This window comes from Saccharibacillus sp. WB 17 (assembly GCF_008634075.2).
Lineage (GTDB): Bacteria > Bacillota > Bacilli > Paenibacillales > Paenibacillaceae > Saccharibacillus > Saccharibacillus brassicae.
This window is the reverse complement of record NZ_VPFK02000043.1, coordinates 21,791-36,728: the sequence shown is the minus strand read 5'-3', so window position 1 is coordinate 36,728 and position 14,938 is coordinate 21,791. Positions and strand designations below refer to the sequence as shown.

Sequence of the window (14,938 nt, the reverse complement as noted above, 5' to 3'; positions counted from 1 at the left end):
GTTATCCTTGGCGCCTCCGTCGATCCCTCGGCAACGACGAACGGCTTCAGATCAAAATTCGATCGAAGAGAGCGTATCGATCTGTTCTTTGGCCGAAGAATCGGCTTTGATCACTTTGTCGTAGACCGCCTGATCGGTCTGACCGGCTTTTTTGAGCGCGATCAGATACCAGCGGGCGGCTTCCAGATTGTCCGGATTGGCATAGTCGTCCGTCAACATGCTTTTGAGCAGGGTCACCGCTTCTTCCGGCTTGCCCGCCAAATAATTCGATTTGCCGGCATTCAACGTCAGCTGCGGCGTGATCGCGAATTCGCGGCCCTGCAGCTGTCCTTCCGGCAGCGTCTTCAGATGTTCGACGCCGGCCTGCATTTTGGCGTAGGCGGCCGCTCCCTGCTCGGCATACAGCTTCTGGGTGTCGAAATCGCCCTGCCCAAAAGCCTGATAAGCCAGATTGGAAGCTTGCAGAATCACCTGGTTGTACCACTGCATATCCCAGGCGAATTGATCCAGATTGTCCGCATACAGCATAAAGCTGCTTTTGGCATCGTTTTTCAGCGCATAGACCGAAGCCAGTTGGTTGATCAGTTCTTTGCTGCTGCGTTCTTTGGCGAGGGCGGCTTTGAGGCGCGACTCGGCTTCGTCCAGGTAGTTGACGTCCTGCGTGCTGTTATACACGCCCTGCAGCAGCGAAGAGAGCTGCGACACGGTCGACGGGTACGTCGGCCGGGCGTCGAGCGCCCGGTCGAGCGGCTCGCGGACCTGTTCGTAATTGATCTGTCCCGTGCCCTGCAGCAGGGCCGAAGCTTCTTCGCCGGCTTTGATCGAAGCGAGATAACGGCTGGATACGACCACCAGCACGATCGCGACGACGCTGCCGACGACGGCATACAACGTCGGGAAGCCCGTGCCGCTGCTTTCGCCTTCGACTTTTTCGGTCTTTTTCTTTTTCCCGAACAGAGGCTTGGCCTGGATGCCCGCCGCCATGCCGCCCAGTGTAAAGAATACGAGCAGGCTGATGTAGACGTAGCTCATGTTGAAATCGAGCAGGCTGTGCATCAGAATCGAGAACGCAATCAGGAAATAGAAGAAATGAGCGTGTCGTTTTTCTTCGTTTTCTGTCCGGTAATAACTGCGAATATACTGATAGAACACGTACACGAGGAACGACAGCAGGATCAACAGGCCCACGATACCGGTCTCGTCCAAATATTGCAGGAAGTAATTGTGCGTCTGGTTACTGATGTACGGATTGTTTTGATACTTCTCGTACAGGGCTGACCAGGCCCCGCCGCCGCCGCCGAGTACCGGATAGTCGGCCACGAGCTTCAGCGAGTCTTTGTAGAACGTAATCCGTTCCAGAACGCTGTGCTGCTGGAAGTTGATGTTCTCCACGCGGCCGCGCATATTTTCCGGCAGCGCGTTGCGCAGTCCGGTTCCGATCAGCAGGAAAGCCAGCACCGCGATGACGAGGACGCCGCCCAGCGGAAGCCAGAGGCTTGCCGTTTTGCGCGCCGACCATCCGGCGAACTTCGTCTCCAGCCACGGCTGCACGTAGCGGCCCACGAGCCAGATCAACGCCGCATTGACCGCCGAAGCCCCGATCAGCAGGCCCCAGCCCTTGAACGCGTCTACGCCGTTATAGACCTGGTTCAGGCTGAGCCCGAGTTGCGTGATCGGATTGAGCACGATCAGCGCAAGGCCTACCGAAAGCAGCAGGTTGATCGTCCAGACGATCTGCCGGGCCGGCTTGAGCAGCAGCAGCACGAGCACGAATACGATCGGCAGCATAACCAGTCCGCCGCGCGAGAGCGTGAGCGCGATCGACAGCACGATCGGCACGAGCATGAAGCCGTGTATCAGCCGGTCATAGACCTTAACCGAGCGAATGGCCGTAAACAGAACCGCGAACAGCATCGCCATCAGGAAAGCGGCGTACGTATTCGCGTACTGGAACACCGAAGCCAACCGCAGACCGTTGGAGTCCGTCATGACCGCGTCGGCGTACACGCCGTTGCTGACGATATGGGTGAACCAGCCAACCAGGCTGCCCGCGAACAATCGCTGGCCGAACCAGTTGATGAAGCCGTAGATCACAACGACGTAAGTCGTCCAGAGCAGCGCGGCGCGCATGACCCGCCCGGCCGCTCGATGCTGAAGCAGGAAGACGCCGATCGAGAAAAACGCCGTGTTGGCGCACATGATCAGAATCATGTCGAGCGCCATGTAATGCGAAACGGCCGGAATCAGCGAGAGTATGTAGGTGAGCGGAAGCAGCCATACCCATACCGCCGTAATCTCCCGGCGATCCGCGATGCGCATATGCTTCACGAACGCCGCCGCGCACAGCAGCATCAGCGCAGCCGCCCAGATCACCGCCCAATAGATCGGCCTTTCGAACATGGTCTGCTGCCCGTTAAACAATCCCTGCTGGAAAGGCGCCCAGATTAAGAATATAATGAGGGCTGATACGAGAGTCCAGATTAGCGTTGAGCCGTTAGTCATCTGTTCAATGGGTGTTCGTTCCTTAGTGCTCGACTCGTCATACATATTACCGTATACTTGGTTAGTCAAGGTGATAGCTCCTTTGATTTGAATGTACTAGGGTATTTTAGCATAATCTAATAGCTCGGAGAAACATTAAGAAATGTTCTAAAACAAACCGGACTATTGCAAGGAAAATAATGAGGTGAGAGAGATTGAGGCTTAGAGATTGATTTTTACTATGAGCATTTGATTATTTAGAAAATTGTGTTAATAATAAGGTGGCTTGAGGCTTGGAAGGAGTTTTTAAGGAAAATGAGAATCATTGGATTCGGCAAATACAATTTTCTTCTTTCTCAGCTTGTAGAGAGAGATTTCAAAACAAAGTATAGAAGATCAGCTTTAGGAATTTTGTGGAGCTTACTCAATCCACTTTTAATTATGAGTGTACAATACATGGTTTTTTCTACACTTTTTCGTTTTGATATTCCTAATTACGCGGTTTACTTACTTAGTGGAATCATTATGTTTAATTACATGGCTGATGCAACATCGCAGTCTATGACGTGTATCATTCAAAATGCTTCTTTAATTAATAAAGTTTATATGCCTAAATATATTTATCCTTTTTCACGAGTACTGTCTTCGGGAGTTAATTTTCTTTTCTCTTTAGTGGCTTTATACATCGTAATTATAGTAACTGGAAAAGAAGTTACATACCATCATATTGCTTTATTATACGGGGTAGGTTGCTTGTTTGTGTTTATTTGTGGGCTTTCTTTTCTTTTGGCTTCTTTAATGGTTTTCTTTAGGGACACTCAATTTTTATATAGTATCATTCTAACTATTTGGACTTATGTGACACCTATTTTTTATCCAGAAAGTATATTACCGAAATTCATGCTCACTCTTTTAGATTTCAATCCCATGTATCATTTTATCCGCTTCATACGAGTGATTATATTGAATAACGGATTTCCTGATTTCATGGCTTGGGTATACTGTGCGGTATTTGCTTTAATATCTTTGTTTTTAGGCTTACTTGTTTTCCAACGCACACAAAATAAATTTATTATGTATTTGTGAGAGAGGTCTTAAAGTGATTAGTGTAAAAAATGTGTCTATAAATTTCAAAATAGCAAATGACCGTATTACAACTTTAAAAGAATTCTTACTTAAAAAGTCTACTGGAAAACTAGAGTATAAAGAGTTTAAAGCTTTGAAAAATGTATCTTTTGATATTAAGCAAGGAGAAGTAATAGGTATTGTAGGTAGTAATGGTGCGGGAAAAAGCACACTTCTTAAAGTGATATCAGGTATTCTATTTCCATCATCGGGATCTTTGAAAGTAGATGGGACGATTGCTCCAATGTTGGAATTGGGAGCTGGATTTGATGTTGATTTGACGGCTAAGGAAAATGTTTTCCTGAACGGATCTGTACTAGGCTACTCTAAGGCATATTTGACAGACAAGTATGAAGAGATTGTGGAGTTTTCTGAACTACAGGGATTTATGGATACCCCAATTCGCAACTTTTCTTCTGGGATGACTATGAGATTAGCTTTTTCTATAGCAACCTTAGTTAACCCCGACATTTTAATTGTAGACGAAATTCTTTCTGTTGGAGACTCTAAGTTTCAAAAGAAAAGTGCTAAAAGAATGAGAGAACTGATGAGCGGCGGAACTACTGTTTTGATGGTTTCCCATAGTATTGAGCAGATCCGTGCTATGTGTGATCGTGTGGTTTGGTTGGATCACGGCGAAGTACAAATGGTAGGAAAAGCGACTGATGTTTGTGATGCTTATATGGGTAAATCCAAACAAGAATATTTGGAGGAAGAACAAAAGCAAGTAAGTGCTCACAATCAAGAGGCAAGTAACGAGTGGAAGAAAAATTTATATTCTCCTACTCGGATTGAAAAAATAAACAATGAGTATTTCATCGTCGATTGCTGGCACAATCGAATCATATTTAATGATAATTTATCCGACCCTGTAGAAGGATGGTCGGTAATGGCAGAAAATATAGGTGATCCTCATTCTATAGTAAGCAATGGAGAAATATATTTGACAGAGGATACAAAAGCGGACGAATTAAGAGTTTTTACAAGAGAAGACAATCAATTTATCCAAACGAAAATGATAGATAAAATTGGCCTTAGACCGAATCATATTGTATATGAAGAAAATCAGAATATGTTTTATGGGATCTCAGCTATGTCTCAGCATGTGTTTATGTTGAAAGATCTCGAGAAGGACGTATCCGAAGAGAAAGTTATAAAGCTAGGTTATCTGAAAAAAAACTCTTATATTAGATCGATCCGAATCATTGATCATAAACTTCACTTCACTTCTGGACCTGGAAAAATCATTGTTGCGGATCATATTCATTCCCCATTCGAAAAAGTCCAAGAATACGAGGTTCCTTTTGAAATAAGCGGAATGAACGATATTTTAAAAGTTGATGGCTATTACTACATTACGGTTTATCAAGATGGAGAAGGTACTGTTAAACCGGCTTTTTTGAGAACTAAAAGCCTCTCTTCCTTAAAAGAAGGCAAGTATGAGGAGTTATACGAAAAGCTGGAACTGAAAGGGATCCCATATGGGCTTTCTTTTATAGACGGACGAATTTTTCTTACTACCATTGATTCTTATTCTTCAATAGTTTCTTTCTGTGCCAATGAAGATAAAATTGAAGATTTAAAAATCCATTATGATGTAGGGCCTCCGGACGAGCATTCAATTAGAAAAAGAACAGGAAATTAAATATACAACGAGAAAAGTGAGGGGAAAAGCTTGGCGAAACTGATTTTAGATTTTTATGAAGGTGAAGCTAATTATACGGATGGAAAAAGCATAGAAGATGAGATGTTGAAGTTAGCTGAATCCGGGGTTTACGACGTAAGTCAAACCGATAAAATTGAGTGGCCTTTTTTTTATCATTTTTCTCCTTTAAGAGAAAATATTTTAAATTGGTATCCTTTTTCAAATAATTGCAGCATCCTTGAAATTGGTTCTGGATGTGGGGCATTAACAGGCCTTTTGTGTGAAAGAGCTTCTTATGTCGCTTCAGTTGAACTAACTTACCAGAGGGCAGCCATAAATTATGCAAGACACAAAACAAAGAAGAATTTAGAAATATTCGTAGGTAATCTTTCTAACATAAAACTAGATCGGAAATTTGATTATATTATCGTAAACGGAGTATTAGAATATGCAGGCCAATTTATATCAGGAGATAAACCACATGAACAGTTTTTACGGATGCTATCTCCTTTTTTGAATGTGAATGGGGTAATGCTATTAGCTATTGAAAATAGGCTTGGGATGAAGTACTTCGCTGGTGCAAAAGAAGATCACCTGAACGAACTATTCGTTGGGTTGAACGCTTATCGTACTGATCAGAAAATTCGTACGTTCTCTAAAACCGAGCTGCAGCAGGTTGTTGAGAATAGTGAGCTGCAAGTTAACAAATTTTATTACCCATACCCAGATTATAAATTTCCAGAAGTCATTTTTACAGATGAAGGTTTCGAGTTGGTGTCGCTTTCGTACGATGTAAACAGCTATGATACGGATAGATACATGCTTTTTGATGAGATTAAGATGCAGAAAAGCTTGGTGGAAGAACGAGCAGCGAGTGTGTTTGCAAACTCTTTTCTGGTAGAAATTTCTGCTGTAAATCAACCAGAAAAGCAGTTTGCAGATTCAGAATTTTTGTATACGAAAATTAATGCAAACAGAAAAAAGGAGTATAGAATTTATACGTCAATTATTAAAACAGACAAAGGCATAAAAGTGAAAAAAACGCCTCTTACTAAAGAGGCATTTGCTCATTTGGAACAAATGAAGATTGCTTACGATAGTTTTTCAGCAAATGCAGAAGTAGCGCTTCTACCTCTCGAGATAGGCTCGGATTATGTTTCTTATCCTTACATAAAGGAAATAACTCTTGAAAACATGCTATTAAAAACAGTAGCATCGCAAAATGGAAACCTCTTTTTGGCTTTGCTTGATAAATTCAAAAAAATGATTGTTGAATATGAATGTGGAATCAATTTGTATAGTTCGGAATTTCATAAGGCCTTCGGGGAAACAAAAGCTTTAGAAGATTTAGAGTTTACCCGTATAGATAATATCGACATGTTATTTGATAACGTATTTTACGACGAATCTCAATTTACGATTTTTGATTATGAGTGGTGTCTCGGTTTTAAACTGCCATCGAAATTTGTTGTTTGGAGAGCTATAAAAGAATTTTATGAGAAGAATAAAGAAGTTCAGAATGTGTTTGGTATAGAAGCCTTATATGAAAGATACAAAATTACACCTAATATGGTTACTACCTTTTATGAATGGGAAAAGCATTTTTCACTTCAGTATGTAGGAATGCTCGATAAATCGGTGTATAGAAGAAACACGATTTACTTGGAAGATCCATCGAAAATGTTTAATAAAGATAGTTTTCAAGCGAATTTATACGTAGATACTGGACAGGGATTCAATGAAAAAGAAAAGATCGAGCTTCAGTATGAACCTAATGAAACTGGAGAAGCAAAAGTTGAATTTAAGATTGGAGCATTTAAGGATATCAAAGGTTTAAGGTTTGATCCTTTGGAGGGGGCCGTTATTCTTTGCACAATTTTATCATCTAACATTTTAAGCGAAAAGATTGAGTGGAAGCCTCATAACAGTTTTGCTCCTCGCGGGAATGAAAGTGATGAAGATCTATTTTTGGATAGAGATCCAATCTATATAAATAATTTTACGTTTGTGCAAGGGGATTTATTAATGATACACTTCAAAGTTAAAAAACTAATGGACGAAGAAATACATTCAGAAATTATAAATCGATTTCTAAATGAAAAAAAAGCAGTCGAAGCCTATTATGAACAACTAATTTTCCAGAAAAATAAGAATATTTTAGCAATTCAAGAAAAAGAAAAAGAGCTCTTGGAACAAACACTAGCATTTGAAGAAGAAAAAGCAAGTTTAGAAAATCAATTAGCTACCTTAGAAAGTGACTTGAAAAAAGTGGCGACTGAATATGAGGTAGTTATTAAATCTAAAGTTTGGCTTTCTACAAAACCAATCAGGGCTTCTATGGATTTTGCCAAGTATACCAATAAAAGAATTAAAAATAATGCAAGAGAAGGAAAAATGCTAGTTGGAAAAGTGAATCAAAACTTTAAGAATCATGGAGTCAAAAAAACGTTACTTAAAATAAATAGTAAAGCGCCGGATATTTTAAATAAAGTGAGAAAGTCGAATGAAATTGCAGAATCCTTAGATAAAGGAGATGCATGGGAGCAAATCAAAAACTGGGTAGAGAACACCCCTCATGATTTCATTGATATTTTCCATGTTCCTATGGGATGGCATACTCCATTGTTTCAAAGGTTCCAACATCTATCCTTACAAGCTGGAGGATTGGGAGGCATATCTTTCTATGGAGCCCATCCACTAGTTGATAAAGATATTGAAATCTATAAATTTATAACTCCGACTCTTTGCATCATTAATTTAGATAACTATGAAGTGAAAAGAAGATTATTTGAATTTTTGGATCAGAGAAGTGAAAAACGCGTCATTCGGTTACAGTCCATAGACCTAGCAACAACTAAAGAAGAATTGGAAGCTTTCTTGAATAAAGGATATAAAATTGTATATGAGTATATTGATGAGATTACGCCGCAAATCACAGGCAGCATACCTCAATTTGTCCTAGAAAGACATGACTATACGATGAGAAATGAAGAGATTACGGTTATTGCAACATCAGATAAATTATTCGACCAAGTTAAACCTTACAGAGATAAAAATATGGAAGTCATTACTAACGGAGTAGACTTGAGTCATTGGGCAATTACTAAGGATAAAGCTGTTTGTCCTGCTGATATCAGAGAAATAGTGGAAAGTGGAAAAGTAATTATAGGGTACCATGGAGCGTTGGCACAGTGGATCGACTATGAAGTATTAGCCAAATTGGCTTCTGATCAAAGGTTTAGCGTGTTGATAATCGGTTACGAACATGACGATTCGTTACAACACAGCGGAATTTTGAATTTAGAAAATATTCATTTCATCGGTTCAAAGCCATACGAAGAATTAAATCGATATGCTGTATTTTATGATATTGCTATTCTTCCATTTCTTTTAAATGATATTACAAAATCCGTTTCACCGGTAAAGATTTTTGAATATATGGCTTTGAAAAAACCTATAGTTACTTATGCTTTGCCTGAATGTTTGAAATATGATTCTTGTTTAATAGCGCATCAACAAGATGAGTTTATTGAACAAGTTCAAAGGTCCCTTGATTTAAGAAAAGATGCAACTTATCTTAATGTATTGGAAAAAGAAGCTTTAGAAAACACTTGGCAGCGAGTTGCCGAACTAACATTCAATTTGGCCTTTAATAATAATTACGCTAAACCAATGTTACAAAAATCTGAAGCATCAGAAAATCAATTAGAACCCTTCATGAATGATTTGAAAGTAGTTGATGAGGCAAAGCCGTATATTCAAGAAAAGAAAAGCTATCAAGTCTTAAAAAACATCTTTTGGAATATGCCTTTACTTCCGGATGATTTGAAAACAAAAATGATGGTTAACTTTAAATCTCGTTATTTCCCTGAAATGCTCTCCTATAACCCTACAGTCAAAATGGAGAGTTCTAAAAATGAATTGGAAAATGACAGTGTGTTACCGGAGCAGCGTAAGATTCAAACCGATTATATCGAACAAGTTTTGAGTATTCCGAATAAAGATTTAAATAATCATGTGCCGATCACAAAAGAACCTTACGTAAGAGAGAACCAAGACAGTAAGATAATCGCTTATTATCTTACTCAGTTTCATCCGGATAAGCATAATGAAATTTGGTGGGGAAAAGGTGTTACTGAATGGGACAATGTAGCACGTGCTGTTCCGCAGTACATTGGACACTATCAGCCTCGTTTACCTGGAGAGCTTGGTTTCTATGATTTACGGTTGAGGGAGAATATGGAGCGGCAAATCGAGTTAGCTAAAATGTATGGGGTCTACGGTTTTTCTTTTTATTATTACTGGTTTGATGGTGAAAGGTTGTTGGAAAAACCTATAGAAATGTTTTTGGAGGATAAGAGTCTTGATTTTCCTTTCTCATTGTGCTGGGCAAATGAGAATTGGACAAAACGTTTCGACGGAACTAATTCAGGAATTTTAATGGAGCAGCCCAAAACCGTAGACAGTTATAAAAATGTAATTCATGATATGATACGCTTCTTAAAGGATCCACGTTATATTGAGGTTCAGAACAAAAAAGTGTTAACAATTTACAGACCTTCGTTAATGCCCGAGCCTGAAATTGTTATACAATACTGGAGAGAATTTTGCCTTAAAAATGGAGCAGGTGAACTTTATCTGATAGCAGTTAAAGAAAATATGGTAGAAACCGATTTGTTATCACTGGGTTATGATGCCCTCTCAGAATTTCATCCAGGAACTTTGTATACAAATTCGAAAAATATTACTCCAGATTTGAGCTATGCACGAACAGACTTTGCAGGTGAAATTTTTGATTACAAAGATCTTGTAGAGAATCAGAAATATTTCAACTATAATTATCCTAAATTATATCGTGCAGTAATGCCAATGTGGGATAATACAGCAAGAAGGAATAATAAAGGCATGATTTTTCATGGAGCTACTCCAGCACTCTACAAAAGATGGTTGAAAGATGTAATGTTAGAAGAGAAAGAGCGTATGGATTTGGACGATGAATTGGTATTCATAAATGCATGGAATGAGTGGGGAGAAGGCACATATCTTGAACCGGATAAAAAGTACGGATATGCTTATTTACAAGCTACAAAGGATGCTGTAGAAGAAATGCGGAGTTTAAATAAAAGAAAATGATCGAGAATAGACGCTTGATTTTTAAGTTTTTGGGATCAAGCGTCTATTATTAGTGAGTAGAAGTAACAAATGAAATAATAGTTATTCTAACTGTTTTAGGGGGACAAAATGCTTAAAATTTTAAATGAAAACTGGATAAAGAAGGAATCCATCCTTTTCTATAATTTTGTTAAAGAAAATTCGATTTTTATTATCCCTTTTCTCTTTTTCTCTTTTTTAGCCTATAGAATCCCGTTAACCCAGTTGACCCTTTCAATAGACGAAGAAAAAGCAATGTTTTCTGATTCTATAAGTAACGATTGGGTGAGTCAAGGTAGGTTTGGTATAATTTTAATAAAATGGTTTTTTAACTATTGGTATGTTAATTCTATTACTGCGGCTTTTTTAGGCGTTTTTTGCTTGGCAGTAAGTGGATTAATATGGGCTTACCAGCTTAATAGCGTTTTATCGGAGAACATTGACAAAAAAAAATATGCAGCTTCCTCATTGCTTGCTATTCTTTTATTTTTTACTTTTCCAGCGTATGCGGAAAACATGGGTTTTTCTATAATGAATTTTGAACTAGGGATAGGATGGATTCTTACTTCACTTTCTGTAGTGCTAGTTTTTAAAGGCCTTGTGAAAAATTCCGGGAAATCGTACATATTAACAGGGATTGTTTTTTTAATGTTGTGTATTTCTATTTATCAATCTTTTTTACCCGTTTTTATATTGGGAATGATAGCTAGCTTTTTAATCCATGCAGTTTCAAGTCAAAAAGATGATGTGAAAATAAATGTGAAAGAAGTAGTTGTTTACGTATTTAAATTTTCATTAGTAGGGATTATGAGTTTGGTAATGTACAAATTGATTGATAAAATCATTGGATTTTATATTCCACCTTCAGGTTATATTTCGAATTTCTTTGCATGGAACGTCAATGACATAGGTGGATCCATATTAAAGTTATTAAGCAATTTTAAACAAATTGTTGTCGGAGATATTGTTTATGGAAGTCTAATGATTCTTTTCGGGTTCATTTTCAGCCTGATTGTACTGATGATTTATATATATAAATTTTTTTCTGATAAAGAGAATAGAGGGAAAAATACGGTTGTATTGCTTCTCGTTTTAGTCCTCGCAGCTACACCTTTTCTCATGCCGATTTTATTAGGAGCTCCCGTCCCTATACGTGTGAACTTAAATTTTTCCTTGTTCGTAGCAATTGCTTGGTTTTTATTATACTGTTCAGTTAAAAATAAAGGGTTAAAATTCCTTCTAATTTTACTCGTATTATGGGGAAGTTTTTATCAATCTCTAGCAGTTTCTCGTTTATTTTATAGTGACTATAATCGCTATGAAGAAGATAAAGGTTTAGCTGCACAACTTAATGACAGAATCTCTACTTTAGCGGCTGATGAGAATTCAACTTATCCAGTTGTATATATCGGTCAGCACACCCAAGAAGCTAGACCTAATATTATTAAACAGGAAGTACTTGGGTATTCGTTTTTTGAATGGGATGGAGGAAATCCTATACGTATGCGGAATTTTATGAACTCTTTGGGATATGAGTTTTTAGAACCTTCATCTGTACAAATTGAAGAAGGTAAAAAGCTATCTTTAGATATGCCTAGTTGGCCTGCTTCGGGGTCTGTAGCAGTAAAAAAAGAAATGATTATTGTAAAGCTTTCCGAAGATCCTTCTAACTATGCTTTAAATTTAGTGAACGATCCTGAAAGAAAAATAGAGAAATCAGCTTTCTCACATATTGGCTTTACAAATATGACGTACAACTATGCTATGAGAGAATTCAAGGAAACATCTAAAGGGATAAAGATAGTCTCGACAGATGCTGATCCTCAAGCATCGTTCTCGTTAAATACAGTTGCTGAAAAAGACTCTTTCGACTATATTCGTCTCATTATTGAATCAGATACTGAAGGTGACCTGCAATTATTTTTAGCGGAAGAAGAAGGGATGTATAGTGGACGGTTTAATGGCACTGTGTTGCTCAAGAAAGGAGTGAATGTAATTTACTGTGATAGACAGAGACTTATGAGAGAAGTGAAAAGCATGAGGATCGATCCTCCAGATAACTCAACAATTACACTGAAAAGCATTGAATTTTATAAATAATTATATTTAATTCTGTTCTTTATACAAACTTTATTAAGTTTAGACCAATGAAATAAAGAATACTTGATTAGTGATAGTGATGCATACTGGAGGGGGAAAAATGTTGCAAAATTGGAGTAGAGCACTTCTTGCATTTAGTGTAACAGCAATTTCACTAATTATTTTTTCAATATATTTTAAGCAAAATTTTTCAACGCTCTTTTACGACGAAGTCGGATATTATTATGTTGGAAAGCATGTTACAGGAACAGGATTGTTCAATGTAAACGAATCTTTAAGAACATATTTCTATCCACTAATCATTGCGGTTTTAAGTTTATTTACAGATTATCAAGTGAGCAGTGTTAAAATAATTGTTATTTTTTCGCAGTATTTTATATATCTATACACAGTTTATAAGGTAGCAAAAACCTTCTTTGGACAAAAAAAAGCATTTGGATTTTGGGCTGTTATATTTTTCGGGTTTTTAAATCCGTATTTAATTCAAGCTACAACTCTTCTTCTTACAGATATTTTTGCAACATGTTTTGTGATACTAGCGCTCTTAAAACTTTTATCAGGCGATATGGATAAGAATAAAACTTTTATCTTATCCTTTATATTTATGGGGATGGCTATAATGATACGTCCTTCTTCTTTAATATTTATCTTTCCGATGATTATCGTAATTCTTTTGAAGTGGTACTTATTCAGAAAAGTCAAAATTTCTTCTTTAATCATAGGGGCACTCTTTATACCTGTAATGTTCTTCCCTCAAATTTATAATAACGTTAAGCAGTTTAATGAGTGGTCATTTTTGGTTCATCAAGATCTTTATGCTTTTCAAAGTAAGCTAGCAGCTACATATCTCAAATATGGAACAGTAATTATTCCTGATGAAAAAGCACAATTAATATTTTCAGTACCATTTACAGTAGATCCTGATATGAGTATTTATGGTTTATTGCTTGATAACCCACTCAAATTTATTTTTGTATATGTAATTCATATATTTAGTGCACTTGATTGGGGATATATTGATACTTATATCAATGACTTTTACCCATTGAGTCGTATAATAGGCTCAATCTTTCTTTATATCTTTTGGTTCATTTGCTTTTCTGGAATTTATAATGCTGTGAAAAAAAGAAAAGAATATGAGAAAGAAGCTGCATTCAAATTTATTTCTCTTCTTATTTTTTCTATTATGTACTTGGCTTTTATAGGAACTACAGTTGTAGAATCGCGATTTGGTTATCCAGTTTTTTTATTGCTGTTACCTTTTGCTGGTCTTTACTTAGAAAAAGCTTTCCACTTTTTATTAGAGCAAAAAAAATCGGTTACAATAAGAAAAGGTTGTATTCATGTAATTGCGGCGTTAATATTCATAATGCTTATGTTTGGCGCTTCTTTCCTTTTAGACAGTACAACGGGTAGAATAAATTGGTTCTAAACCTAGGAGGGCAATATGGAATTGAATGATGAACAAAACGGGAGTCGGTTGATTACGGTCAAGGAAAATGGCGATGAGAGAGGCCTGCTCACTGTCCTTGAAGAAAATAAAAATATTCCGTTTTCTATTAAGAGAGTCTTTTACATTTATAAAACGTTACCTGGAATTCGGCGTGGTTTTCATGCTCACTACAAAACCAGACAAGCTCTCATAAGCGTTTCGGGAAGCTGTACAGTGTTTTTGAATAATACGATTCGGGAGGAAGATGTTGTGTTAGATTCCCCTAACAAAATTCTTTTATTGGAACCGGAAGATTGGCATGAAATGTATGACTTTTCTGAAGACTGTGTTTTACTTGTCCTTGCTTCCGAGCTTTATGATGCCGATGATTACATTCGGAATTACGAAGTTTTTAAAGAGGTGTATGGCAAATGAGTAATTATTTTAAGCATGAGAAAGCAATCGTCGAAAGCGATCAGATCGGTGAAAAAACACGCATTTGGGCATTTTCTCATATTCTTCCGGGCGCGGTAATCGGGGAAGACTGTAATATCAATGATCATACTTTCATTGAAAATGACGTACGTCTCGGAGACCGAGTGACCGTCAAATCAGGAGTTTATATTTGGGACGGCATCACCATTGAGGACGATGTGTTTATAGGTCCAAATGTAACTTTTACCAATGACATACGGCCTCGTTCTAAACAATATCCTGATCAATTTCTTAAAACGGTATTGAAAAAAGGGGTCTCTATCGGAGCAAATGCAACTATAGTTGGAGGAGTTACCCTTAATGATTATTGTATGATTGGGGCTGGAGCGGTTGTTACAAAAGACATACCAAAAAATACGCTTTGGTATGGGAATCCAGCCGTTTTCAAGAATTATATTTGCAATTGTGGAGAAAAACTGAATGATGAATTCGTTTGTGTTTCTTGTCAAACAAAGTATAAGATTTTAAATGGGGAAATTGTCCAATTGTAAATGGAATGAAGTGAAGTG

At 37.9% G+C, this 14,938-nt stretch carries 8 protein-coding genes; 7 read left to right on the top strand and 1 reads right to left on the bottom strand.

Features of this window, described 5'->3' with window-relative positions; all coding sequences use genetic code 11:
* Positions 1 to 51: 51 nt before the first annotated feature.
* Positions 52 to 2,400, bottom strand: coding sequence for an O-antigen ligase family protein (locus FTE24_RS19305; RefSeq protein ID WP_237401849.1), 2,349 nt, complete (start codon positions 2,398 to 2,400; stop codon positions 52 to 54).
* Between the two features lie 396 nt (positions 2,401 to 2,796).
* On the opposite strand from FTE24_RS19305, the gene FTE24_RS19300 reads away from it, so the two are divergent.
* The 7 genes from FTE24_RS19300 to FTE24_RS19270 all read left to right on the top strand — a co-directional run bounded on the left by FTE24_RS19300 (position 2,797) and on the right by FTE24_RS19270 (position 14,920).
* Positions 2,797 to 3,567, top strand: a complete 771-nt coding sequence (locus tag FTE24_RS19300) for an ABC transporter permease (RefSeq protein WP_150235294.1) — start codon at positions 2,797 to 2,799, stop codon at positions 3,565 to 3,567.
* 13 nt (positions 3,568 to 3,580) lie between these two features.
* On the top strand, positions 3,581 to 5,251 hold the full coding sequence (locus FTE24_RS19295; RefSeq protein ID WP_150235296.1) for an ATP-binding cassette domain-containing protein: 1,671 nt from the start codon (positions 3,581 to 3,583) through the stop codon (positions 5,249 to 5,251).
* A gap of 30 nt (positions 5,252 to 5,281) precedes the next feature.
* Positions 5,282 to 10,384, top strand: a complete 5,103-nt coding sequence (locus tag FTE24_RS19290) for a glycoside hydrolase family 99-like domain-containing protein (protein ID WP_150235298.1) — start codon at positions 5,282 to 5,284, stop codon at positions 10,382 to 10,384.
* 108 nt (positions 10,385 to 10,492) lie between these two features.
* Positions 10,493 to 12,502 carry a glucosyltransferase domain-containing protein gene (locus FTE24_RS19285; protein ID WP_150235301.1) on the top strand — a complete coding sequence of 670 codons (2,010 nt, stop codon included), beginning with the start codon at positions 10,493 to 10,495 and terminating at the stop codon, positions 12,500 to 12,502.
* Positions 12,503 to 12,602: 100 nt separating this feature from the next.
* Entirely contained in the window at positions 12,603 to 13,934 is a 1,332-nt protein-coding gene (locus FTE24_RS19280; protein WP_160441835.1) for a glycosyltransferase family 39 protein, read from the top strand.
* Positions 13,935 to 13,949: 15 nt separating this feature from the next.
* Positions 13,950 to 14,369, top strand: a complete 420-nt coding sequence (locus tag FTE24_RS19275) for a sugar 3,4-ketoisomerase (RefSeq protein WP_150235305.1) — start codon at positions 13,950 to 13,952, stop codon at positions 14,367 to 14,369.
* On the top strand, positions 14,366 to 14,920 hold the full coding sequence (locus FTE24_RS19270; RefSeq protein ID WP_150235307.1) for an acyltransferase: 555 nt from the start codon (positions 14,366 to 14,368) through the stop codon (positions 14,918 to 14,920). The genes FTE24_RS19275 and FTE24_RS19270 overlap by 4 nt, the downstream gene beginning before the upstream one ends.
* Positions 14,921 to 14,938: the final 18 nt, after the last annotated feature.

What these genes read in the sequence shown, in the direction of transcription:
- FTE24_RS19305 (WP_237401849.1), bottom strand. Translation starts at nt 2,400, where the DNA reads ATGTTCGAAAGGCCGATCTATTGGGCGGTGATCTGGGCGGCTGCGCTG.
- FTE24_RS19300 (WP_150235294.1), top strand. Translation starts at nt 2,797, where the DNA reads ATGAGAATCATTGGATTCGGCAAATACAATTTTCTTCTTTCTCAGCTT.
- FTE24_RS19285 (WP_150235301.1), top strand. Translation starts at nt 10,493, where the DNA reads ATGCTTAAAATTTTAAATGAAAACTGGATAAAGAAGGAATCCATCCTT.
- FTE24_RS19280 (WP_160441835.1), top strand. Translation starts at nt 12,603, where the DNA reads ATGTTGCAAAATTGGAGTAGAGCACTTCTTGCATTTAGTGTAACAGCA.
- FTE24_RS19275 (WP_150235305.1), top strand. Translation starts at nt 13,950, where the DNA reads ATGGAATTGAATGATGAACAAAACGGGAGTCGGTTGATTACGGTCAAG.
- FTE24_RS19270 (WP_150235307.1), top strand. Translation starts at nt 14,366, where the DNA reads ATGAGTAATTATTTTAAGCATGAGAAAGCAATCGTCGAAAGCGATCAG.